General features: G+C 37.6%; 15 protein-coding genes. 7 read left to right on the top strand and 8 right to left on the bottom strand.

Annotation, left to right across the window (positions count from 1 at the left end; translation table 11 throughout):
• Position 1: 1 nt before the first annotated feature.
• From HT696_RS01655 to xerS, 7 genes are all read left to right on the top strand, one after another.
• The gene (locus HT696_RS01655) at positions 2 to 1,180 is read left to right on the top strand and encodes a hypothetical protein (protein ID WP_173283196.1); all 1,179 of its coding nucleotides are present in this window, start codon (positions 2 to 4) and stop codon (positions 1,178 to 1,180) included.
• 335 nt (positions 1,181 to 1,515) lie between these two features.
• Positions 1,516 to 7,857 carry a ZmpA/ZmpB/ZmpC family metallo-endopeptidase gene (locus HT696_RS01660; RefSeq protein WP_173283198.1) on the top strand — a complete coding sequence of 2,114 codons (6,342 nt, stop codon included), beginning with the start codon at positions 1,516 to 1,518 and terminating at the stop codon, positions 7,855 to 7,857.
• A gap of 41 nt (positions 7,858 to 7,898) precedes the next feature.
• Positions 7,899 to 13,538, top strand: coding sequence for an SIALI-17 repeat-containing surface protein (locus HT696_RS01665; RefSeq protein ID WP_173282896.1), 5,640 nt, complete (start codon positions 7,899 to 7,901; stop codon positions 13,536 to 13,538).
• Between the two features lie 252 nt (positions 13,539 to 13,790).
• Positions 13,791 to 14,642: a ribosome biogenesis GTPase YlqF gene (gene ylqF, locus HT696_RS01670; RefSeq protein ID WP_173282897.1), complete on the top strand. Its 852-nt coding sequence runs from the start codon at positions 13,791 to 13,793 to the stop codon at positions 14,640 to 14,642.
• Positions 14,629 to 15,408, top strand: a complete 780-nt coding sequence (locus HT696_RS01675; RefSeq protein WP_173282898.1) for a ribonuclease HII — start codon at positions 14,629 to 14,631, stop codon at positions 15,406 to 15,408. The genes ylqF and HT696_RS01675 overlap by 14 nt, the downstream gene beginning before the upstream one ends.
• A gap of 16 nt (positions 15,409 to 15,424) precedes the next feature.
• Entirely contained in the window at positions 15,425 to 16,975 is a 1,551-nt protein-coding gene (locus HT696_RS01680; RefSeq protein WP_173282899.1) for a ClC family H(+)/Cl(-) exchange transporter, read from the top strand.
• A gap of 516 nt (positions 16,976 to 17,491) precedes the next feature.
• Complete coding sequence (xerS, locus tag HT696_RS01685) at positions 17,492 to 18,562, top strand: tyrosine recombinase XerS (RefSeq protein ID WP_000817860.1); 1,071 nt, start codon at positions 17,492 to 17,494, stop codon at positions 18,560 to 18,562.
• 136 nt (positions 18,563 to 18,698) lie between these two features.
• Here the strand turns inward: xerS and pdrM are convergent, their stop codons facing one another.
• The 8 genes from pdrM to HT696_RS01725 all read right to left on the bottom strand — a co-directional run bounded on the left by pdrM (position 18,699) and on the right by HT696_RS01725 (position 24,732).
• The gene (pdrM, locus tag HT696_RS01690; protein WP_173282900.1) at positions 18,699 to 20,051 is read right to left on the bottom strand and encodes a sodium-coupled multidrug efflux MATE transporter PdrM; all 1,353 of its coding nucleotides are present in this window, start codon (positions 20,049 to 20,051) and stop codon (positions 18,699 to 18,701) included.
• A gap of 10 nt (positions 20,052 to 20,061) precedes the next feature.
• Positions 20,062 to 20,322 (bottom strand): hypothetical protein, encoded by a 261-nt coding sequence (locus HT696_RS01695; RefSeq protein WP_001105920.1) that lies wholly within the window; start codon positions 20,320 to 20,322, stop codon positions 20,062 to 20,064.
• A 13-nt stretch (positions 20,323 to 20,335) separates the two neighbouring features.
• Positions 20,336 to 21,604, bottom strand: a complete 1,269-nt coding sequence (locus HT696_RS01700) for a dihydroorotase (RefSeq protein WP_173282901.1) — start codon at positions 21,602 to 21,604, stop codon at positions 20,336 to 20,338.
• 12 nt (positions 21,605 to 21,616) lie between these two features.
• Positions 21,617 to 22,081: an 8-oxo-dGTP diphosphatase gene (locus tag HT696_RS01705; RefSeq protein ID WP_001135770.1), complete on the bottom strand. Its 465-nt coding sequence runs from the start codon at positions 22,079 to 22,081 to the stop codon at positions 21,617 to 21,619.
• Between the two features lie 9 nt (positions 22,082 to 22,090).
• On the bottom strand, positions 22,091 to 22,744 hold the full coding sequence (locus HT696_RS01710) for a uracil-DNA glycosylase (RefSeq protein WP_138700500.1): 654 nt from the start codon (positions 22,742 to 22,744) through the stop codon (positions 22,091 to 22,093).
• Positions 22,745 to 22,805: 61 nt separating this feature from the next.
• Complete coding sequence (locus HT696_RS01715) at positions 22,806 to 23,498, bottom strand: YjjG family noncanonical pyrimidine nucleotidase (RefSeq protein ID WP_173282902.1); 693 nt, start codon at positions 23,496 to 23,498, stop codon at positions 22,806 to 22,808.
• Between the two features lie 38 nt (positions 23,499 to 23,536).
• Entirely contained in the window at positions 23,537 to 23,734 is a 198-nt protein-coding gene (locus HT696_RS01720) for a hypothetical protein (RefSeq protein ID WP_173282903.1), read from the bottom strand.
• A complete protein-coding gene (locus tag HT696_RS01725; RefSeq protein ID WP_173282904.1) occupies positions 23,731 to 24,732 on the bottom strand; it encodes a hypothetical protein in 1,002 nt (333 codons plus the stop codon). Before HT696_RS01725 ends, HT696_RS01720 begins: the two co-directional genes overlap by 4 nt.
• Between the last annotated feature and the right edge of the window lie 6 nt (positions 24,733 to 24,738).

The raw sequence follows: 24,738 nt of genomic DNA on the forward strand, positions 1-24,738 counted from the left end.
CATGACACTTCCAGTTAGAAAATCCCTGCATGATGCGGTTTTACAGGCTTCAAAAGCGGATACTTGGGAACAAGCTACCAAGGAATGGAATGAAGTTTCCTTGATTTTTAACGGTATCGGCCGTAGCAATTGTGTCTGTGGAAATGCCATCAAATACGCTTATGAACTCTTTAACGGTGTCACAGGCCAACGCCTCTTTCCGATAGGTAGCGACTGTGTTCGTCATTTTCATCGATTGACCCTTGACCAGCAACTGGAAGAGGAAGAAAAACTACTCAGAAAGGTTGAAAATCTGACCAGAAAAATCCAGAAAAGGGAAAAAATCAAGGTCAATAAAAGTGACTTTGACGAGCGACTTCTAAAATGGCTCTGGGAAAAAGGTGTTTTTAAACCCAATCGTGGAAATCAGTTCTCACCTGAGAAAGACTACCATCTCTTCCTAGAAGTCTTTCAAGGAGGAAGTTGGACCAAGGCAGAGCCCAAGAAGAAGGCTCGTATGGAAGAAGTTCTTGAAAAGTGTATCAAACCCTTTTTACTTGGAAAACCAGATGACCAACTCTACCTTGTCAAGCTAGGTAAGGAGAAAATTGACTACGAACAAGAACTCCGTATTCAGGCAGAGAAAGAGCGCAAGAAGAGGGATAAAATCGCCAAGCAATATGCAGACAATCTGGTTCTAGCTATGGGCCCAGCAGAGCGTGCTTATCAAGATTACTTTGGCTTTACAGAGACCCTGACTCAAGAAGAACGCAAGTGGGAGAAAATTCTTTTTGGTAAAAATCGGACAGAACGGGCTATCAAGGCCAAACAATACCAAAAAGAGCTGGAAAAAGATCAACGAATTGCCAGTCAAGATCCAATTGAAAGAAAACAGAAGCAGACCTGGCTCCTCAATTCTTACTTTCGTGAACTTCCTGAAGAAAAAGCTCGATTTGCTCGCCTCTTATTAGAATATCGAAAAAGTGGAGAAGTTCCCTTTTCAACTGAATATCTGTCAGATCATCTGCTCGACTTTTTCTATAAAATGAAAGCCTTTGAGTTTGAAATCTCACCAGAACAAGTCCGCGATTTTCTAAAAGAAAGCCTACAGGTAGATCATCTCTCCTCAGCACAGGAAAGCTGGATAGAAGGAATTCTCCTCAATTGCCTCAAACCATTTTTAGAACGATTAGTGATATGAGTAACACCTACTGTGGAAATTTCATGGTAGGTGTAATTTTACCCAAAAAAATAATAGGAAGTTGCAAAACTACTGCTTGGTATTTTATACTCTTCGAAAATATCTTCAAACTGCGTCAACGTCGCCTTGCCGTACTCAAGTATAGCCTGCGGCTAGTTTGCTCTTTGATTTTCATTGAGTATTATATATAAAACAAAGTATGAAAACGCTACTAAATTTTAAGACTTTTCGGTAAATAAAGAGTATAATTAAGGTATACTGCCTTTTTTATAGATAATACACTAATATAATAAAGGTCTTTGTAACATCTATAAATTGTATTTCAAGGAGGAATAATGGAAAAGTATTTTAGTGAAAAACAGCAGCGTTTTTCATTTAGAAAATTATCAGTAGGACTTGTATCTGCGACGATTTCAAGTTTATTTTTTATGTCTGTATTAGCTAGTTCATCTGTGGATGCTCAAGAGACTAAAGGTGTTCACTATAAATATGTAACAGATTCAGAGCTATCATCAGATGAAAAGAATCAGCTTGTCTATGATATTCCAACATACATGGAGAATGATGATGAGACTTATTATCTTGTTTATAAGTTAAATTCTCAAAATCAACTGGCGGAATTGCCAAATACTGGAAGCAAGAATGAGATGCAAACCTTGGTTGCTGGTGCTAGCTTAGCTGCTCTGGGAATTTTAATTTTTGCCGTTTCCAAGAAAAAAGTTAAGAATAAAACAGTATTACATTTAGTATTGGTTGCAGGAATAGGAAATGGTGTCTTAGTTTCAGCCCATGCTTTAGAAAATCATCTTTTGCTAAATTACAATACGGACTATGAATTGACCTCTGGAGAAAAATTACCTCTTCCTAAAGAGATTTCAGGTTACACTTATATTGGATATATCAAAGAGGGAAACATAACTTCTGAATCTAAAGTAAGCAATCAAGAGAAATCAGTATCTAGTCCAACAACTCAACAAAAGGTAGATTATAATGTTACACCGAATTTTGTAGAGAATTCATCAAAGGTACAAGCTATTCAGGAAGAAAAAACAGCTTCTTCAACTAAGCCGACAGAAGTTCAAGTAGTTGAAAAACCTTTCTCTACTGAATTAATCAATCCAAGAAAAGAAGAGAAACAATCTTCAGATTCTCAAGAACAATTAGCCGAACATAAGAATCTAGAAACGAAGAAAGACGAGAAGGTTTCTCCAAAAGAAAAGACTGGGGTAAATACATTAAATCCGCAGGATGAAGTTCTATCAGGCCAGTTGAATAAACCTGAACTCTTATATCGTGAGGAAACTATAGAGACAAAAATAGATTTTCAAGAAGAAGTTCAGGAGAATCCTGATTTAGCTGAAGGAACTGTAAGAGTAAAACAAGAAGGTACATTAGGTAAAAAAGTTGAAGTCATCAGAATATTCTCTGTAAACAAGGAAGAAGTTTCGCGAGAAATTGTTTCAACTTCAACGACTGCGCCTGTTTCAAGAATAGTCGAAAAAGGTACTAAAAAAACTCAAGTTATAACGGAACAACCTGAGACTGGTGTAGAACATAAGGACGTACAGTCTGGAGCTATTGTTGAACCCGCAATTCAGCCTGAACTACCAGCAGCTGTAGTAACCGACAAAGGTGAACCTGCAATCCAACCAGCGTTGCCCGAAGAAGTTGTTACAGACAAGGGTGAACCAGAAGTCCAACCAGAATTGCCAGAAGCAGTTGTAAGCGCCAAAGGTGACTCAGCAGTTCAACCAGAGTTACCCGAAGCTGTTGTGGCTGAAAAAGGAGAACCGGAAGTCCAACCAGAATTGCCAGAAGCTGTAGTAAGTGATAAAGGCGTACCAGAAGTCCAACCAGAGTTGCCAGATACTGTGGTAAGTGATAAAGGAGAACCTGAACGGGTGGCACCGCTTCCAGAATATAAAGAACCACAAGCCGGAGCTATTGTTGAACCAGAGCAGGTAGCACCACTACCAGAATACACAGGTCCACAGTCTGGAGCGATAGTCGAGCCAGAGAAAGTAGAAGCACCGAAAGAATATACTGGTAAAATCGAACAACCTAGTGCAGAAGATACTAAACCAAATAATGAAAATACTAATACACCAGAAGAAATGAGTATTCAGAAAAAATCTAGTGCATTAATTAATATGAACTTTATTACAGATTCGTCGAAGGTTACTGGAGTAGGATCAGCTACTTTTATTGCACCAAATGTACTTTTAACAGTAGCACATAATTTCATTAATAATTCTACTGATAATACTACGGGCGAATTTAGAGGTGATAAATCTAAAAACGTATATGAGTGGGTGACTCCTGATGGACAAAAAGGAACATTTACTGCTAACAATATTCATTTTTATAATAAAAAAGATTATCCAAAAGGATTTATCTATGATTTAGCAGTGATTAAGCTACCTGAAACAACTGGCAGAGAACATGTAGAATTAGTTAAAAATTATACTAAAGTAAATCTTAATGACAAACTAAATGTTCATGGATATCCAGCTGGGAAATATACGCACTTAAAAGATGCTACGGTAGAAATGGAACAAGAATACGCGAATAACACCTACGGTGTTCAATATCAAGGTGGAAATCCTGGTATGAGTGGTGGAGGAATATTTAATGCTAATGGTGAAGTCATTGGTGTCCACCAAAATGGAGCACAAAATCGCTCAGGCGGATTGATTTTATCTCCTACACAATTAGCTTGGATTAAGAGCATTATAGCAGGTAATGAAATTACCCCAGTATACGATAAACTTTATCGTCATAAAGATGAGAAAAAAGATGACGCTAAAGATGAAAAAGAAGTTATTAAGAAATTAGAACTTAGAAATATATCTTCTGTAGAACTATATTCAAAAGATGGTAATAAGTATCGACATGTAACTTCACTTGCTTCTTTACCAAGTAATGCAGAAAATTACTTTATGAAAGTTAAATCAGAGAACTTTAAAGATGTGATGCTACCAGTTACAAGCATTACTAATGATACTAAAGATAATAGAGATGTTTATAAGATAGTAGCGAGTGCAAATAATCTGATACAGCATGAAAATAGTAATGTATTAGAAAATTATACTTATTATTTACCAAAAACTCAGCAAAGTGAAACTGGTGTCTATACATCATTTAAAAATTTAGTAGATGCAATGAATAGCAATCCTAATGGCACATTCCGTTTAGGTGCAACTATGGATGCTCGTGAAGTTGAACTTCCAGATGGTCAAGAAAGTTATGTGAATAATGTATTCCATGGAACATTAGTAGGAACAAATAATGAGAAATATTACGCTATTTATAATTTGAAAAAACCATTATTTGGAGGATTAAATGGTGCTACAGTAGAAAAACTTTCACTAAAAGATGTCAATATTTCAGCAAAAGAAGATGCTGCAACACTTGCAAAAGAAGCGAATAGCAATACCCATATTGATAATGTTCATGCTGATGGAGCAATAGCTGGGGAACATGGAATTGGAGGATTAGTATCACAAGTTAATAATTCTACTATTTCTAACAGTAGCTATACAGGTAGAATAACTAATACATATAAAACAGTTGCTAGTTATCAAATCGGAGGTTTAGTAGGTAAACTTTCTGGTTCGAGGGGATTAATAGATAAGTCGTTCGCATCAATTGATTTAGCATCAAACGCAACTAAAGGGGATCAATCTATTGGTGGAATTGTTGGTGCAGTAGAAGATAGTGCACTAATTAGTAATAGTTATGCTGAAGGAAATCTTAATAATGTGCAACGTTTTGCAAACGTTGGTGGAGTAGTTGGTAATCTTTGGGATCCAGCTGGAGGATTAGAAAAATCTGGTCGACTTTCTAATGTACTAAGCGACGTTAATGTTACAAACGGTAATGCTATAACTGGAAAAGATTTCACTAACATGAAAGCAAATCATGTGTATAGCAACAAAAATAATAAGGTTGTAAACGTAGTACAAGAAGATGATGAAATCTTAACTAAGGATTCTGATGTTCAAAGAGGAGAAGTATTAGAAGACGCACAAATTAGAGAGAAAAAAGCTGCTTTTGTATCTAAAAATACTACTAAAACAGAAGATTTTAACTTCTCTTCTAGATATGTAACTGACTATAGAAGTCTTGAGAATGCTGATTCATCAAAAGAAAAAGTATATAAAAATATAGAAAAACTATTACCATTCTATAATAGAGAAACAATAGTTAAGTACGGAAATTTAGTAGAGGCAAGTAGTAACCTTTATAATAAGGAATTATTGTCAGTAGTTCCTATGAAAGATAATGAAGTAATTAGTGATATTAACAAAAACAAAGAAAGTATAAATAAACTGTTACTATATTACGCGGACAATACATCAGAGACAAAAAATATAGAATATCAAAGTGATTTTTCAAGTGTAGCAGAGTATAGAATAGGCGGTACAAATTTAATTTACACACCGAATACATTACTTCGCAATTATAATAATATTTTAGGAGAAGTTTTACCAGCATTAAATAGTGTAGAATATAAATCAGAGGCAATTAGAAAAGTATTAGATGTTTCTAAGGATGTTAGTTTAACGGAGTTATATTTAGAAGAACAATTCAATACCACAAAAACTAATTTGAAAGATAGTTTGACAAAACTTCTTACTTCAGATGCTGCAATAGCTGAAAATAATAATAAGATAATAGATAATTATGTAATCGAAAAAATTAAAAATAATAAAGAAGCTCTACTTCTAGGATTAACATACTTAGAGCGTTGGTATAATTTCAAATATGGTGAAACAAAAGCGAAAGATTTAGTCATGTACCACTTGGATTTCTTCGGTAAATCAAATAGTTCAGCGTTAGATAATGTTATCGAATTAGGTAAATCTGGATATAATAATTTACTAGCGAAAAATAATGTTATAACTTATAACGTTTTATTAGCGAAAAATTATAAAACTAATAATTTATTTGATGCATTAGAAAAATATAGAAAAGCTTTTGTACCAGATAAAACAAATAATGAGTGGTTTAAAGAACAAACTAAAGCTTATATAGTAGAAGAAAAATCTGCAATTAAAGAGGTAAGTGATAAGCAATCAATAGCTGGTAGTCCATATTCAATTGGAGTATATGACAGATTAACTAGCCCATCATGGAAATATCCAAGTATGGTATTGCCGCTATTAACATTACCTGAAAAATCTGTGTTTATCATAGCGAACATTTCGACTATAGGTTTCGGTGCTTATGATAGATATAGAAGTAAAGAACATCCAGCAGGAACTAATTTAAATGACTATGTTGAAACAAAAGCAAGAGAAGCGGCTGCTAGATTTAGAGATCACTATGATTATTGGTATAAAATTCTAGATAATGAAAATAAAGAAAAATTATATAGAAGTGTTCTAGTTTATGATGCGTTTAGATTTGGTGCAGATGATAAAGGCGAAAAAGATACATACCAAGCAACTTTTGAAACTAATCATCCAGCAATAAAACATTTCTTCGGTCCGGCAGGAAATAATGTTGTTCATAATTCTAATGGAGCATACGCTACAGGGGATGCATTCTATTATATGGCTTATCGTATGCTTGATAAAGATGGTGCGGTAACTTATACACATGAAATGACACATAACTCAGATAGAGAAATTTATCTTGGAGGCTATGGAAGAAGAAATGGACTTGGACCAGAATTTTATGCAAAAGGATTATTACAAGCTCCGGATCATCCAAATGATCCTACTATTACGATTAACTCTATATTGAAGTATGAAGAATCAGAAGATCCAACTAGACTTCAGGTGAAAGATCCTACAAAACGATTTAATAATGCAGAAGATTTGCAAAAATATATGCATAATATGTTTGATGTAATTTATATGCTAGAATATCTAGAAGGTAATGCTGTTGTTAACTTAGATATTTCTAAGAAAAATGAGTTGTTGAGAAAAATAGAAAATAAATTTGAACCGGATCCAGACGGAAGTAAAGTATATGCAACTAATACTATTCGTTACTTAAATGAAAGTGAACTTAGCAAATTAACGACATTTAATAGTCTAATTGAAAATGATGTTATTACAAGAAGAGGATATGAAAATGACAATGATAATACCTTTAAACGAAATGGCTATTATACAATTAAACTATTTTCACCAATATATTCAGCTTTAAGTAATAATGAAGGAACGCCGGGTGATTTAATGGGACGTCGTATGGCGTTTGAATTGTTAGCTGCAAAAGGATTTAAAGATGGAATGGTACCATATATTTCTAATCAATACGCAGAAGAAGCGAAAGCTAAAGGTAAAGTGATTAAGTCATATGGTAAGGAAGTTGGTAATGTAACTGATGAGTTAGTACTTCAAAAAATATTTAATAATAGTTACTCATCTTGGGTAGACTTTAAAAAAGCAATGTATGAAGAGCGAAAAGCTAAATTTAATAAATTAATGAGCATTAGCTTCGATAACCCAAATGGAAATTGGTTCAGAAAAGATAGAGTGACAATAAAAAATATAGAAGAGCTTCAAAGTATGATAACTGCTGCTGTCAAAGCTGATGCAGAGGATGAACGTGTAAATATTTATCCTGAATATAGTAGAGTTCTTAAACTGAAAAAAGCGATCTTTAAAGCTTATCTTGACCAAACCGGTGATTTTAGAAGTTCAATTTTTGAGAATAAAAAATAGTGTTTACTATTAGGAAATAAAATTAAAGAAGGTGATTACGCTTGTCATTATTTAAAAAAGAACGATTTTCGATCCGAAAAATCTGTGGGATTGTTGGTTCGGTATTACTCGGAAGTATCTTGGTTGCACCGTCAATCATTCATGCTTCTACCTATCATTACATTGAAAAAAGCTCTCTTACACAAGAAGAACAAACAAAGATTCAGGCAGGAATTCCTACTGATAATGAGAAAATTTATGCTCTTATTTATCAGCAGGAAACTCTTCCTGCAACAGGTTCATCGACTTCTGTGCTTACAGCTTTAGGTCTATTAGCTATTGGTAGTTTAGTTCTTTTAGTTCATAAAAAGAAAAAAGTTGCTAGTCTGTTCTTAGTTACTACGATTGGACTAATCGGTCTTTCTAGCATACAAGCACTCGATATAAGCAATCCTTTGAAAGCTCCAAGTAATGAAGGAGTAGTTCAAATTGCTGGATATCGTTATATTGGATACCTACCCCTTAATGATGATGCAATTTCAGAAATTCAACATAAGGATGAGGGGACAAAGGATATTCTAGCGCCAGATAAAACGATGATTCGTTCTATTCAAAGCGAAATAAACACATCATTTACTCAGTCAGAAAAGTCTGAAATTCAAAGTGTTCATAATGAAGCGCCTAAAGCAGAAAAACCTAAAAATCCAGAGTCTGTAAGCACCGTTCCAAACGAGACAACTAAATCAGAGAAGCCAGAGTACACTGCACCGGTAGGCACAGTCCCTGACGAGGCGCCTAAAGCTGAGAAGCCAGAACATACAGCACCAGCTAGTGGTAATCTGGTAGAATCTGAAGTTCATGAGCAACCAGAATATGCAGCTCCAATTGGCGGTAATTTAGTTGAACCAAAAGTTCATGAAAAACCAGCATACACTAAACCTATAGGTACTGTTCCAGACGAGGCTCCTAAAGTAGAGAAAACTGAGTACACAGCTCCTGTAGGTACAGGTCCAGATGAAGTGCCTAAAACTGAGCAACCAGAATATACTGAACCTGTAGGTGCAACAGGAGTGGATGAAAAAGGAAACTTACTTGAGCCACCTGTTAGCGAAAAGCCAGAATATACTGAGCCAGTAGGTACAACAGGAGTGGATGAAAAAGGAAACTTGATTGAACCACCTGTTAGCGAAAAACCAGCATACACGGAACCAGTAGGTACAATAGGAGTGGATGAAAAAGGAAACTTACTTGAACCACCTATTAGCAAGAAGACAGAATACACTGAACCAGTATCTACAGTTTCAGAAGTTGCATCAGAAAGAGAAGAGTTGCCTTCTTTACATACCGATATTCGTAAAGAGACTATTCCTAAAACTATCACAGAAGAATCTGATCCTAGCAAATTTATAGGCGATGATTCTGTTAAACAAGTTGGTGAGGATGGCGAACGTCAAATTGTTACTAGCTATGAAGAGTTACATGGCAAAAAAATTAGTGAACCAGTTGAAACAGTAACTATCTTGAAAGAAATGAAGCCTGAAATTCTTGTAAAAGGTACAAAAGAAAAGCCTAAAGAAAAAACGGCTCCTGTTTTGACTTTGGAGCGAACAGATACAAATGTATTAGACCGCTCCGCAAATCTTTTTTATCATTTGGTTAATACAGATGGAGTCAAGATCAATAAAATTACTGCGACAATTAAAGATGGAAATGAAATTGTCAAAACAGTAGATTTAACTTCAGAGCAATTAGATAAGCAGGTAGAAGATTTAAAATTCTACAAGGACTATAAGATAGAAACCACTATGACCTATGACCGTGGTAAGGGAGAAGAAACTGCAACATTAGAAGAGAAACCACTTCGCTTGGATTTGAAAAAAATTGAGTTGAAAAACATTACCTCAACAAATCTTGTAAAAGTCGAAGAAGATGGAACAGAAACATTGAAGGACTTCCTGACTGAGACACCAACAGAGACTGAAAAATACTATCTCAAAGTGACGTCTCGGGATAACAAAGTGACTCGTTTAGCAGTTGATCAAATCGAAGAGATTAATCAGGTTGGTCAAATTCTCTACAAAGTAACCGCAAGAGCTGTTGACCTTATTCAGCATACTGACCCAAGCAAGATACGTAATGAGTACGTTTATTACATGGAAAAACCACGACCAAAGGTTGGAAATGTATATTACAACTTCAAAGAACTCATTGAAGATATGCAGAAAAAACCTGATGGTGAGTTTAAACTTGGGGCTGACTTAAATGCAACTAATACACCAACCCCGAACAAATCATATGTGACGAATGTTTTCAAAGGAAAATTATTGAGTGATGGAAGCAATCACTTCACTATCCATAATCTGGCACGGCCATTATTTGCAAGAGCTGAAAATGCTCACATTCATGACATTAATCTGGGGAATGTAAACATAAACATGCCTTGGGCAGACCGAACCGCACCACTCGGTGAAAACTTTAAGAATTCAACAATTGAAAATATCAAAGTGACTGGCCAAGTTGTTGGTAACAATGACGTGACGGGTATGGTAAACAAACTTGATGAATCCAGCATGCGCAATGTTGCTTTCATTGGTAAAATCGAAAGTGTGGGTAACAAAGGTTGGTGGGCTGGTGGACTTGTCAGCGAAAGTTGGCGAAGTAATGTTGATAGCTCTTATGTAGATGCGAATATTAAGGCAAACAACGCTAAATTCGGTGGACTGATTGCGAAAATCGACCACGGTGTAAACCCTATGGATGTAAAACAAAAAGGTCACTTGACTAAATCCGTTGTTAAAGGATCCATGACTCTCAAAACAAATAACCAAAGTGGTGGGCTCATTCACGACAACTACAATTGGGGATGGGTTGAAAACAACGTCAGCATGATGAAAGTAAACAATGGTGAAATCATGTACGGTTCTGGTTTAGTGGATTCGGGCGACCCAGACTTTGGATTCTATTACTTCAAGAACAATGTATATGTGAGAGATATTGCGTCAGGCAATGTTTCATATAAACGTTCAAAACAAATTCAGAGTGTAGACCAAGCTGAAGCTGATAAACGTATTGCCACCTTCAATATCACTGCTGATAAGTATGAAATCACAGACCCACTTGTGAATACACTTAACAACCTAACAACTCGTGATAATGAGTATAAAACAACTCAAGATTATGACGCAACGCGTGAGCAGGCATACCACAACATCGAGAAACTACAACCCTTCTACAATAAGGAATGGATTGTAAACCAAGGTAACAGATTGGCTACAAGTTCAAACCTAATGACTAAAGAAGTGTTATCTGTTACAGGTATGAAGAATGGTCAGTTTGTGACGGACTTATCAGATATTGATAAGATTATGGTTCACTATGCGGATGGCACCAAAGAAGAAATGAACGTGACAGCAGTTGCTGATTCTAAGGTGAAACAAGTTCGTGAGTATAGTATTGATGGTTTAGATGATGTGGTTTACACACCAAATATGGTTGTTAAAAATCGTGATAAATTGATTGCTGATGTTAAAGAAAGACTTTCAAGTGTTGACCTAATTTCAGCTGAAGTACGCGCATTAATGGATATACGTAAGAAGTCAGAAGAAAATACAAATGCTCGTAAAGATGGATATATTCGTAATCTATACTTAGAAGAAAGTTTTGCCGAAGTGAAGCAAAATCTAGATAAGTTCGTCAAAGCCTTGGTCGAAAATGAAGACCATCAATTAAACGTTGATGCTGCCGCGATGAAATCGCTACTCAAGAAAGTAGAAGATAATAAAGCTAAGATTATAATGGGACTGACTTATCTTAATCGTTACTATGATATCAAATATGGTGATTTGAGTATCAAGGATATCATGATGTTCAAACCGGACTTCTATGGTAAGACACCAAGTGTACTAGACCGTTTGATTCAAATTGGTTCAAGAGAACATTTCTTGAAAGGTGACCGTACACAAGATGCCTACAAAGAAGTGATTGCTGGTGCAACTGGTAAAGGTGATTTACGTAGCTTCTTAGACTATAATATGCGTTTATTTACAGAAGATAAAGATTTGAATGACTGGTTTATTCATTCTGCGAAAAACGTTTATGTAGCAGAGCCTGAAACAACTACTGAAGCCTTTAAAGATAAGCGACATCGTGTATTTGACGGTTTAAATAATGACGTTCACGGTCGTATGATTTTACCATTGCTCAACTTAAAGAAAGCCCATATCTTTATGATTTCAACATATAACACGATGGCTTATAGTTCATTTGAGAAATATGGTAAGAACACTGAAGAAGAACGTAAGGAATTGAAGAAACGTATTGATGAAGTCGCTAAATCACAACAAACTTATCTTGATTTCTGGTCTCGTTTAGCTCTTCCAAGTGTTCGTAATAAACTCTTGAAGAGCGAGTATATGGTACCAACACCTGTTTGGGATAATCAAACTTATGAAGGAATTAAGGATGCAAATCGTCAAGGTTATGGAAAAGGTGGAACCGTGGTATCTCCTATTCGTGAACTATTCGGCCCGACTAACCGTTGGCATCAAGTTAATGGAGCTATGGGAGCGATGGCGAAAATCTACGATAAACCGTGGAAAGATGAGCAAGTATTCTTCATGGTAACCAATATGCTTGACCCGTTTGGTATCTCTGCCTTCACACATGAAACCACACACATTAATGACCGTGTAGCTTACTTTGGAGGACATAACCATCGTCAAGGTACAGATTTAGAAGCCTTTGCTCAAGGTATGTTGCAAACTCCTGATAAGTCAACAACAAATGGTGAATATGGTGCGTTAGGTCTTAACATGGCCTATCATCGTCCAAATGATGGAAATCAATGGTATAATCCCGACCCTGACAAACTTCAAACACGTAACCAAATCGACCATTACATGAAGAACTACAATGAAGCTATGATGATGCTTGATTATGCTGAAGCTGAAGCTGTTCTTCCTAAGGTTAAAGGCGATAATGGTAAGTGGTTCAAGAAAATTGACCGTGAAATACGTCGACCAATGGATAGAAATAAACTAAGTGGTCCTCACCAATGGGACAAAGTGCGTGACTTGACAGACGCTGAGAAAATGACCAAGCTTGAAACCATTGATGATTTGGTAAATAATAATTTCATGACCATTCACGGAAATCCAGGCAATAAGGTCTTCCACCCAGAAGATTTTGGTACGGCTTATGTCAATGTCAATATGATGGCTGGTATTTATGGTGGTAATACAAGTAAAGGTGCCCCAGGTTCATTATCATTCAAGCATAATGCCTTCCGTATGTGGGGTTACTTTGGCTATGAAAATGGATTTATCGGATATGTATCTAGTAAATACCAAGGTGAAGCTAATAGAGAGAACAACAAGCTATTAGGTGATGATTTCATTATTAAGAAGGTATCTAAAGGTGTATTTAATACTCTTGAAGAGTGGAAGAAACAATACTTCAAAGATGTTAAGTCAAAAGCAGAAAAAGGATTTGAAACTATTGAAATTGATGGTCGTCAAATTACAAATTATGCTCAGTTGAAAACTTTATTTGATGAAGCTGTTCAAAAAGATCTTGATGGTATGTCAGATCCGAAAATTAAAGATCATTTCAAAAATACAGTGGACTTGAAATCTAAGGTCTTCAAAGCCCTTCTTAAAAACACAGACGGTTTCTTTAACCAACTGTTTAAAGAAGACATTTAAATGTTTAAAATATAAAGAGGGCAGTTTTTTGCTCCCTCTGAAAAGTCATCATTTGATGGCTTTTTTCTATATAGAGTGCTTGAAAGGCTATCATCGGACAAAAGAAAGAAGTCATGATATAATATAAAGTAGATTTCTATATCATAAAACAAAAAACTGTTTGAACATCATTCATTTGAGAACTCTTTATGTTCAAACTATAGTAAAATAAAATAGGGTCTCTAAACCCTTGCTACGAAAGGAAAAAACTCAATGGCTACTATTCAATGGTTTCCTGGTCACATGTCTAAAGCGCGTCGACAGGTGCAGGAAAATTTAAAATTTGTTGATTTTGTGACGATTTTGGTGGATGCACGCTTGCCTCTATCTAGTCAAAATCCTATGTTGACCAAGATTGTTGGTGATAAACCAAAACTCTTGATTTTAAATAAGGCGGATTTGGCCGACCCAGCAATGACCAAGGAATGGCGTCAGTATTTTGAATCACAGGGAATCCAGACGCTGGCTATCAACTCCAAAGATCAAGTGACTGTAAAAGTTGTAACAGATGCGGCCAAGAAGCTTATGGCTGATAAGATTGCTCGCCAGAAAGAACGTGGGATTCAGATTGAAACATTGCGTACCATGATTATTGGGATTCCAAACGCTGGTAAATCAACTCTCATGAACCGTTTAGCTGGTAGGAAAATTGCCGTTGTCGGCAATAAACCAGGGGTTACCAAGGGACAACAATGGCTCAAAACAAATAAAGACCTGGAAATCTTGGACACACCAGGGATTCTCTGGCCTAAGTTTGAGGATGAAACTGTTGCGCTTAAGTTGGCCTTGACTGGAGCTATCAAAGACCAGTTGCTTCCTATGGATGAGGTAACTATTTTTGGCCTCAATTATTTCAAAGAACATTATCCAGAAAAGTTGGCTGAGCGCTTCAAACAAATGAAAATTGAAGAAGACGCGCCTGTTATTATTATGGATATGACCCGCACTCTCGGTTTCCGTGACGACTATGACCGTTTTTACAGTCTCTTCGTGAAGGAAGTCCGCGATGGCAAACTCGGTAACTATACCTTAGATACATTGGAAGACCTCGATGGCGACGATTAAAGAAATCAAAGAACTCCTTGCAACAGTCAAGGACTTAGATAACCCTGTTTTTTTAGAACTTGAAAAAGATGGTCGCTCTGGAGTTCAAAAGGAAATCAGCAAGCGTAAAAAAACCATTCAGGCTGAACTGGATGAGGATATTCGTTTAGAATCCATGCTTTCCTATGAAAAAGAACTTTATAAGCAAGGATTAACCTTAATAGCAGGTGTTGATGAGGTCGGCCGAGGTCCTCTGGCTGGACCTGTAGTAGCTGCAGCCGTTATTTTACCTCAAAATTGTAAGATTAAAGGTCTCAACGATAGCAAAAAAATCCCTAAAAAGAAACATCTGGAAATTTATCAAGCCGTTCAAAACCAAGCCCTGTCAATCGGAATCGGTATCATGGATAATAGTGTCATAGACCAAGTCAATATCTATGAAGCGACCAAACTAGCCATGCGAGAAGCAATTTCCCAGCTCAGTCCGCAACCTGAGCACCTTTTGATCGATGCTATGAAGTTGGAGTTACCAATTTCACAAACTTCCATCATCAAAGGAGATGCTAACTCCCTCTCTATCGCAGCGGCTTCTATAGTAGCTAAGGTGACACGTGATGAATTGATGAAGGACTACGATCAGCAGTTCCCTGGCTATGATTTTGCTGCTAATGCAGGATATGGAACAGCTAAACACCTGGAAGGACTCGAAAAACTAGGAGTTACCCCGATTCACCGAACAAGTTTTGAACCCGTTAAATCACTGGTTTCAGGAGAAAAAGAAAGTTAAGTTAGAAGGAATGATTATGGAGGAACAGTCAGAAACAATCAGTTCCAAGAAAGAATTTGCCTTTGCCTCAAGCACCATATTATCCCAAGTTGGCCGAGGAATCATTGTTGGTCTCGTCGTAGGACTCATCGTCGGATCCTTTCGGTTTTCAATCGAAAAAGGCTTCCACCTGATACAAGGACTTTATCAAGATCAAGCGCACCTAGTGCGCAATCTTTTTATCATTTGTCTATTTTATTTAATAGTTTGTTGGCTCAGTGCCAAATTAACTCGGTCAGAAAAAGATATCAAAGGTTCAGGAATTCCTCAAGTTGAAGCCGAATTAAAGGGACTGATGACCCTCAAGTGGTGGGGCGTACTTTGGAAAAAATATATTCTAGGAATTTTGGCTATTGCAAGTGGCCTTATGCTGGGGCGTGAAGGGCCAAGTATTCAACTCGGAGCGGTCGGTGGTAAAGGTATTGCCAAGTGGCTTAAATCCAGTCCAGTAGAGGAACGATCCTTGATTGCGAGTGGAGCTGCCGCAGGTTTAGCCGCAGCCTTTAATGCTCCGATTGCAGGACTTCTCTTTGTTGTAGAAGAAGTCTATCATCATTTTTCACGCTTTTTCTGGGTCTCAACTCTAGCAGCCAGTCTCGTGGCAAATTTTGTTTCTCTTCTCATATTTGGCCTAACACCTGTACTGGATATGCCAGATAATATCCCACTCATGACCCTAGATCAGTATTGGATTTACCTCCTCATGGGAATTTTTCTAGGACTTTCTGGTTTTCTTTATGAAAAAGCTGTACTCAATGTTGGTAGAGTTTATGACTGGCTTGGTCAAAAAATCCATTTAGATAGAGCTTATTACCCAATTTTTGCCTTTATTCTCATCATACCAGTCGGGATCTTCTTGCCCCAGATCCTTGGAGGTGGAAATCAACTTGTTCTTTCCCTAACTGAGCAAGATTTTAGTTTCCAAGTTCTATTAGCGTACTTTTTGATTCGCTTTATTTGGAGCATGATTAGCTATGGAAGTGGCCTTCCAGGAGGAATTTTCCTACCAATTCTGGCGCTAGGTTCCTTACTTGGTGCCCTAGTTGGTGTTATTTGTGTGAATATTGGACTTGTCAGTCAGGAGCAATTCCCTATATTTGTCATTCTAGGAATGAGTGGCTATTTTGGAGCAATATCCAAGGCTCCCTTAACCGCTATGATACTCGTAACTGAGATGGTAGGAGATATTCGCAATCTCATGCCACTTGGCTTAGTAACCCTAGTTGCCTATATCATCATGGACTTACTCAAGGGTGCACCAGTCTATGAAGCCATGCTGGAAAAAATGCTCCCAGAAGAAGTATCCAACGAAGGAGAAGTTACACTTATCGAAATACCAGTTTCTGATAAAATTGCTGGGAAACAAGTTCATGAACTCAACTTACCACACAACGTCCTCATCACTACCCAAGTGCATAATGGAAAGAGCCAAACAGTTAACGGCTCAACCAGAATGTATCTCGGTGATATGATTCACCTGGTTATTCCAAAAAGTGAAATTGGAAAAGTCAAAGATTTGTTGTTGTAGAAGTTATTACATAATTTAAATTATGTAATAACAACTATCCTCAAATACATTAGAAAACCGATCTCATTGCTGAGAATCGGTTATTTTTTACAGATAAGATATTTCTCATACAAATAATTGAACTTTGGTAAAAAAAGGAGTTTACTGTATCAAATCTGTACAGTATGATTAAAATCATAAAAAAGAAAACGATAGCAATCATACAATGTATTTTGTATCTCACAGCTCCCTGTACAGCTCTGCAGTTATGTAGAATGAACAGAAGTTTCGTTACTGATAATCTCTTTTTTATTTTCCTTATTCTACTGACAATTTCATTCTGGTTTAGTATTTGGAATCTAGAAAAAGCACTAGATAATTATTCACAATAATAACTCCAAAGATTTAGACCTGAGTAAAAAAGATCTAAGTCTTTTTTAAAAATCTCTACAACATCTTTCCGAAAAACTATAATTTTCTTGAAAAATAAATAGGTCTATGCTATACTACTAGTAGACTTATTTAGGGAGAAAATACATGAAACGTGAGATTTTACTGGAACGAATTGACAAACTAAAACAAATCATGCCCTGGTATGTTCTGGAATACTACCAATCTAAGCTGGCTGTGCCCTACAGTTTTACAACCCTGTACGAATACCTCAAGGAATACGATCGATTTTTCAGCTGGGTTTTGGAGTCTGGTATTTCAAACGCTGATAAAATGTCCGATATTCCTTTATCAGTTTTGGAAAATATGTCTAAGAAAGACATGGAATCCTTTATCCTTTATCTACGTGAACGTCCCTTGCTGAATGCTAATACAACCAAACAAGGTGTTTCACAGACAACTATCAATCGAACCTTATCAGCACTTTCTAGTCTTTACAAGTATCTAACCGAGGAGGTTGAAAACGATCAGGGGGAACCTTATTTCTATCGTAATGTAATGAAAAAAGTTTCAACAAAGAAAAAGAAAGAAACGCTTGCTGCTAGAGCTGAAAACATTAAGCAAAAACTCTTTCTAGGTGATGAAACTGAGGGTTTCCTAACTTATATCGACCAAGAGTATCCACAACAACTTTCAAATCGAGCTCTTTCATCATTTAACAAAAATAAAGAACGAGATTTGGCCATTATTGCCCTTCTCTTGGCTTCTGGTGTCCGCTTATCTGAAGCTGTTAATTTGGATCTAAGAGATCTCAATCTAAAAATGATGGTTATCGATGTCACTAGAAAAGGTGGCAAACGTGACTCTGTCAATGTCGCCGCCTTTGCAAAACCTTATTTAGAAAATTATCTGGCCATTCGGAATCAACGCTATAAAACGGAAAAAATAGATACCGCTCTTTTTTTGACACTCTACAGAGGTGTTCCTAATCGTATCGATGCTTCTAGCGTTGAGAAAATGGTTGCTAAGTATTCCGAGGACTTCAAAGTCCGTGTAACTCCCCATAAACTGCGCCATACGCTAGCAACCAGGCTCTATGATGCCACTAAATCGCAAGTTTTGGTCAGTCACCAGCTAGGACATGCCAGCACACAAGTCACTGACCTCTATACCCATATCGTCAATGATGAACAAAAGAATGCCTTGGATAGTTTATGATTTTACGTAATATAAATTATGTAAAAAGTTATTTTAAAAAGAAGCTGCTAAAATAAGCAACTTCTTTTTTTATATCTGATACCAGTAAAGTAGCATGGAATATCAAAGGATATTTTGCTTATATGAATCCTAAAAATCAAGTTTTTCTGGATTCAAATCTCTTCATAATCACAGTTAAACGCCAACGATAGAGCGCCCCACTTACAATCAGACTAATAATCAAACCAATCCAGTAAGAATAAGCTCCAAAATCTGTTAGGGAATCGAAGACTATAGCCACTGGGATTGCTACGCCCCAATAACCAACCAAACCAAGGTAAAAAGGAATAACGGTATCCTTATACCCCCGCAAAATTCCCTGAAGCGGTGCCGCAAAGGTATCTGCTAACTGGAAAAAAAGACTATAAGTCAAAAAGCGCGCTGTCAAATCGATGAATTCTGGGTCGTTACCATAAAGACTGGCCACATTTCCCATAAAAATGTAAAGGAAAGATAAGGTGAAGGCCGCAAAAATAAGGGCTGTCCATCTTCCTAGACCAATATAGGTTTTCGCATCATCAAATCGCTTGGCTCCCACTTCATAGGAAACGACAATAGCCATAGCCGATGAGATACTCATAGGAAAGGCGTACATGAGACTTGAAAAGTTCATAGCTGACTGGTGGCTAGCGATAATCAAGGACGAGAACTTAGCCATAATCAAGCCAACCACGGAAAAGATAACTACTTCCGCGAAGACAGTCCCCCCAATAGGCAGACCTAAACGAACTCCTTCCTTGATTTTATCCATATTAAGCGGAATTCGTTTCTCAAGATGTAGAGCCTTGAGCTTTTCCTGTTTAAATAAAACCAGAACAGAAATCCCCAGCAAGACCCAGTAAGCCAAAGAAGTTCCTAAACCAGCCCCAGCACCTCCCAGTTCTGGAACACCAAAGGCTCCGTAAATCAAGAGGTAGTTAAATCCACTATTGAGAGGAAGTAACAAAAGCATGAGGTACATGGACAGCTTGGTCAAGCCCAGCGAATCCAGCAAGGAGCGAATGACACTAAAAAGCAACAAGGGGATAATTCCGATAGATAAAAACCAAAGATAGCGAACCGCTACTGCTGCAACTGGTGCTTCTAGTCCAATATGATTCAAGACAGGAGGTGCCAAGAAAAGTACCAGTCCCAGTAAGACCACAGATAGACCTAAGGCCAGATAGATGAACTGGTAAAAATCTGACGCAACTTCTTCCTTTTTTCCTCGTCCAAGATGGTGACCAATGATGGGCACCAGGGCTGACACAATGCCTGTTAGGAATGTAAAGAAAGGATTCCAGATACTGGTTGCCATAGACACACCAGCCAAGTCCATAGTATTGTATTGACCTGTCATTGCAGTGTCAACAAAAGAGGCAGAATAATTGGCAAATTGATAAATCAGGATAGGGAAAAATATCTTTAAAAATAATACTAACTTCTCTCGTAAACACTTTGTCTTATACATACTTCTCTTTCTATTCTGATTTATCTAAACCAAAGAGTTTCAGACCATAGTTTTTCAAACTTAGCGGAGGGTTATTAGATTTTGAAGTAGTATGCCAACACGCACATGTACGACAATAATAGCTTCTAACTAAACCTCCATTATCATATTGAACCGCATGGTCAGCTTTTTCTTTAGTTTCATATTGAATTTTAGAACGATTAGATGCGGGACAGTAAATTCCGCTATTAGATTTTGCTTTTCTCTCCCTACGTTTTCGAAAATAATTCATATTCCAACTCCTATCAAGCTTGATAGACAATTTGTCCCTTACAGATGGTATATTTAACCTGCCCTTTTAAGGTTTCACCGATGAATGGTGAATTAGCGGCTTTAGAAGCAAAATGGGAGTCCACAAGTCGGTCAGCCTTAGCATCAAAAATAGTGATGTCTGCTGGACCATTCTCAGCCAAGTAACCTGCTTCAAAGTTATAAAGTTTAGCTGGGTTGTAGGTCATTTTTTCAAGCAATTCCATCAAGCTTAACTCACCAGCTTCGACCAAGTAGGTCAAGCCAAGAGATAGGGATGTTTCCAAACCTGTCATACCAGATGGCGCTTTGGTAATATCCTCAACATTTTTTTCATCCGCATGGTGAGGTGCGTGGTCTGTCGCAATAACTGTGATAACACCTGATTTGAGACCTTCGATAACGGCACGACGGTCTGATTCCAAACGAAGCGGCGGATTCATCTTGGCATTACTTCCTTGTGTTAAAAGGAGCGCTTCGGTCTTAGAAAAATGCTGTGGCGCTACTTCTGCTGTGACTTGCGCACCTAGCCCCTGAGCAAACTCCACTACTCTAACACTTTCTTCCTTAGACAAATGCTGGATATGGACATGAGCCTTGGTTGCATAGGCAATCATGACATCACGCGCCATCATAGCATACTCAGCCACCCCAGTCGCACCGCAGATATGGAAATGTTCTTTAGCAATATTTTCATTAAACCCAAGAACACCGTTCAATCCTGGATCTTCCTCATGGAGACTAATAAAGGTATTGAGTTTTTTGGCTTCCTCCATGGCTTCCTTTACAACCTTACTGCTTTCAAGCGGAATACCGTCATCAGAAAAACCAACCGCACCAGCTTCTAAAAGTGCCTTAAAGTCAGTCAAATCTTGCCCATTAAAATTCTTAGTAATGGTCGCAACCGTCTTAACATTAATCTTCTCTTTGGCAGCTGACTGGAGAACCTCTTGCAAAGTCTCCACGTCTGAAATGGTTGGACTAGTATTAGCCATCATGACAACCGTTGTAAAACCACCTGCCGCAGCTGCTAAGGCACCTGTATGAATATCTTCCTTGTGGGTTTGTCCAGGTTCACGGAAATGAACATGAATATCGACCAAGCCAGGAGCAACTACAAGACCACTAGCATCAAGCATCTCTGCTCCTTCTTCTTTAATCTCAGGTGCAATTTTGATAATTTCCCCATCTTGAACTAAGACATCACACACTTGATCCAAACCAGACTTGGGATCCATTACACGACCATTTTTGATTAGTAGCATCTACTTTCTCCTTTATTCATAGAAATCGACTTGGGTATCCAACAATTTATCCCCATCATAAACAAACTTGGCTGAAAAGAAGGGTTTATCCTCTAAAAGCCACCCAACAAAGGTATGGTCACCTTCCCAAGTCGGCTTGCTCAAAACCTCATCATAGGGAACCCATTCTAACGTTCCCTCGTTGCAGTCAATCAAGTCCCCTTCAAACTCTGTCACCTTAAAAACATAGGTGTACCAGTCTAAATCTGGCGTAAATTCTGGAAAAGTGATAACACCTTTTAGAACTGGCTTGGCTTTCAGTCCCGTCTCTTCGAGGATTTCACGCGCCGCGCATTCCTGAGGGGTCTCACCTCGCTCTAGCTTGCCACCCACACCAATCCATTTGCCTTCATGGACATCATTGGGTTTCTTATTGCGGTGGAGCATAAGCAGTTCTTTCCCGTTATCAATGTAGCAAATCGTCGCTAACTGAGGCATATTTTCTCCTTATCTAAGCCAATCGATTGGCTCTTGTCCTATCTCTTTTAAGAATGCATTGGCCTTGGAAAAAGGCTTGGAACCCCAAAATCCTCTATAAACCGACAAAGGACTGGGATGGGCTGATTCGATAACCAGGTGATGAGGATTGGTAACCAAGGTCTTCTTCTTGCGTGCATAAGCTCCCCAGAGTACAAAAACAACTGGTCTATCTAAATGATTAACCACCTGAATCACAGCATCCGTAAAAGGCTCCCATATCTGCCCAGCATGACCATTGGCCTGACCAGCAGGAACCGTCAAACAAGCATTAAGAAGCAAGACTCCTTGCTCAGCCCAAGCTGTCAAATCATGAGATTTCTTAACCCCGATATCATCTGACAATTCTTTCAAGATATTTTGCAAGGAAGGCGGAGCTGGGATAGAGTCCGGTACAGAAAAACTCAGGCCCTGCGCTTGACCTGGCCCGTGATAGGGATCTTGCCCTAAAATCACCACCTTAACTTCTTCAAGCGGTGTTGTCAAGAGAGCCTGAAAAACCTTTTCCTTGGGCGGATAAACAGTCTCCTGAGAATAGACCTGCTCCATAAACTGATTGATTTTCCCAAAATAACCCTCAGGTAATTGCGCCTTAATCAAAGCATGCCAAGACGAGTGTTCCATAGCCAACTCCTTCATTTTTACTGCCTCTATTATAGCAAAAAGTGGCTATGGAAACCACTTTTTACAGTTTATCTAAGCAATCCAGCAAGTCTTGGTAAGAATGGACCTCATAAGTTGGCTGGGCTTGTGTATGATTTTCGAGGTGATGAGGGTTGTACCAAATCGTGTCAATCCCAGCATTATTGCCACCTTGAATGTCGGCGGTTAGGGAATCTCCAATCATCAGCGTCTCTTCTTTGCTAAAACCTGCAATCTGTTGACCGATTTTTTCATAAAAGAGAGCATCAGGCTTTTGTGTTTGCAACTGTTCAGAGATAAAGACCTGATTGAAATACGGTGCTAGACCAGACTGAGCCAAACGCCCTGTCTGAATGGCAGTAATTCCATTTGTCGCAGCATATAGCTCATAATCTCGCTCGATAAGGCTATCCAAGAATTCATGAGCGCCTGAAAAAGTTTGCCCCTGCTGGGCAAGGTAAAATTGGTAACGCTGGGCTAGAAAACTACCGTCTTTTTCCTGTCCAAAATGAGCAAATAAACGAGAAAAGCGCGTGTTAACCAGCTCTTGTTTACTGATTTTTTTTTGCTCCAATTCCTTCCAGAGAGCCTTGTTCATAGGAACGTAATAGTCTTTATAAGCCTGAATATCTGTAACCCCTTCTTCTTTTAGGAGTTGCGTTAAAGCCACATCCTCAGCAGCATCAAAATCAAGAAGAGTGTGGTCAAGGTCGAAAAGTAGAAATTTGTAGGACAATTTGAGAGTTTTCCTTTCTAGGTACCTAATAGATTAGTTTATTTCTTCTTATTCTTAGTTTTATTCATCAACATACCAACTACAACTGGAGTAAGCACACTTCCAACTTGTCCAACAACTTTAAGTATCTTTTTTGCTTCATCTATTTTTTTGTTTCTACACGATTCGCACTTATTGTGCTTATAACTTGATGGTAAATCCCTAGTACATGTCTTACATTTTTTTATTTTTTTCATTCTAGCACCTCTGTCTCAATATAATCTGGTTTATTTGGTAATTTCATTATAGAAGTTTCAATTTTTGGCAATTCTTTTGTCCAGTAATTTGTAGGAGAAGGATCAAGTAAATCAAGTCTCTCTACTAATTCCTGAGAACTGAGATAAGTTTCGTTAATAAATTTCCCAAAGTAATCCAAACTTTTTTGAGCAGCTTTTTTCTCGCCCAACTCATTATAAGCTATTGCTGCTGATAGTGAAACGATATTTACAGCTGCTAATCCATCTCTAATTTCATTCATACGAGCTTCAATTTTATCTGGTTTATCCCCTTTTAATAACTTACCCCAAGTAGAATCTGGTTGTTCTTTGATAAAATTTACATTTAATTTTTGACTAAGCATTAAGAGATTTCTACTATCTTCTGCATCTGAAATAACTTGCAGTAACATCATTGTTCTAATGTTTGAATCTGATATCTCTCTAGCTTGCAAGAGTTTCTGTTGACAACTATAGGCTATTGCAAGTCTATCTGACTCCTGTCCTTTTCTGACGTCCTCAATAGCATATTGTACATTCTGAATCTCCTCTGCAATCTGAGCCATTTGAATTTGTGACGAATAATCGACCAACGCTTTATTTAATTCTGGTGTCAACTTAACAGATTTCAATGGTACATTTCCAATGACTTTATTAGTATTAGTATCTACTAATACAGCCAAGAGAGAGCCATCTTTCTTTGTCATCAATTTTAACACTCCTTGAGCAATTTGTTCCCGTTGTTCTGGAGAAAGAATTGCCTGAAAAACCTCTTCAGGTATACTAGATTGGACAACATTGATAAAGGCTGGAGCAGAATATAACATTTTTTCTACTTCAGATAAGATTTTAGTTGCATTTTTGACTAAAGGTTTGGCTATTTCTGGTAACTTATTAAAAAACGATGAGGGTTTTAGTTCATAACCATCAATATCAAGAATATCGAAGTCATCTTCTCCAAAAAATAAAACTTCATCCATAAATTA

Origin of the sequence: Streptococcus sp. 9903 (assembly GCF_013276625.1) — a bacterium.
GTDB lineage: Bacteria > Bacillota > Bacilli > Lactobacillales > Streptococcaceae > Streptococcus.

Excerpts from the sequence above, each read along its gene's own strand:
- HT696_RS01655 (WP_173283196.1), top strand. The coding sequence starts at position 2 with ATGACACTTCCAGTTAGAAAATCCCTGCATGATGCGGTTTTACAGGCT.
- HT696_RS01660 (WP_173283198.1), top strand. The coding sequence starts at position 1,516 with ATGGAAAAGTATTTTAGTGAAAAACAGCAGCGTTTTTCATTTAGAAAA.
- ylqF (WP_173282897.1), top strand. The coding sequence starts at position 13,791 with ATGGCTACTATTCAATGGTTTCCTGGTCACATGTCTAAAGCGCGTCGA.
- HT696_RS01675 (WP_173282898.1), top strand. The coding sequence starts at position 14,629 with ATGGCGACGATTAAAGAAATCAAAGAACTCCTTGCAACAGTCAAGGAC.
- HT696_RS01680 (WP_173282899.1), top strand. The coding sequence starts at position 15,425 with ATGGAGGAACAGTCAGAAACAATCAGTTCCAAGAAAGAATTTGCCTTT.
- xerS (WP_000817860.1), top strand. The coding sequence starts at position 17,492 with ATGAAACGTGAGATTTTACTGGAACGAATTGACAAACTAAAACAAATC.
- pdrM (WP_173282900.1), bottom strand. The coding sequence starts at position 20,051 with ATGTATAAGACAAAGTGTTTACGAGAGAAGTTAGTATTATTTTTAAAG.
- HT696_RS01695 (WP_001105920.1), bottom strand. The coding sequence starts at position 20,322 with ATGAATTATTTTCGAAAACGTAGGGAGAGAAAAGCAAAATCTAATAGC.
- HT696_RS01700 (WP_173282901.1), bottom strand. The coding sequence starts at position 21,604 with ATGCTACTAATCAAAAATGGTCGTGTAATGGATCCCAAGTCTGGTTTG.
- HT696_RS01705 (WP_001135770.1), bottom strand. The coding sequence starts at position 22,081 with ATGCCTCAGTTAGCGACGATTTGCTACATTGATAACGGGAAAGAACTG.
- HT696_RS01710 (WP_138700500.1), bottom strand. The coding sequence starts at position 22,744 with ATGGAACACTCGTCTTGGCATGCTTTGATTAAGGCGCAATTACCTGAG.
- HT696_RS01720 (WP_173282903.1), bottom strand. The coding sequence starts at position 23,734 with ATGAAAAAAATAAAAAAATGTAAGACATGTACTAGGGATTTACCATCA.
- HT696_RS01725 (WP_173282904.1), bottom strand. The coding sequence starts at position 24,732 with ATGGATGAAGTTTTATTTTTTGGAGAAGATGACTTCGATATTCTTGAT.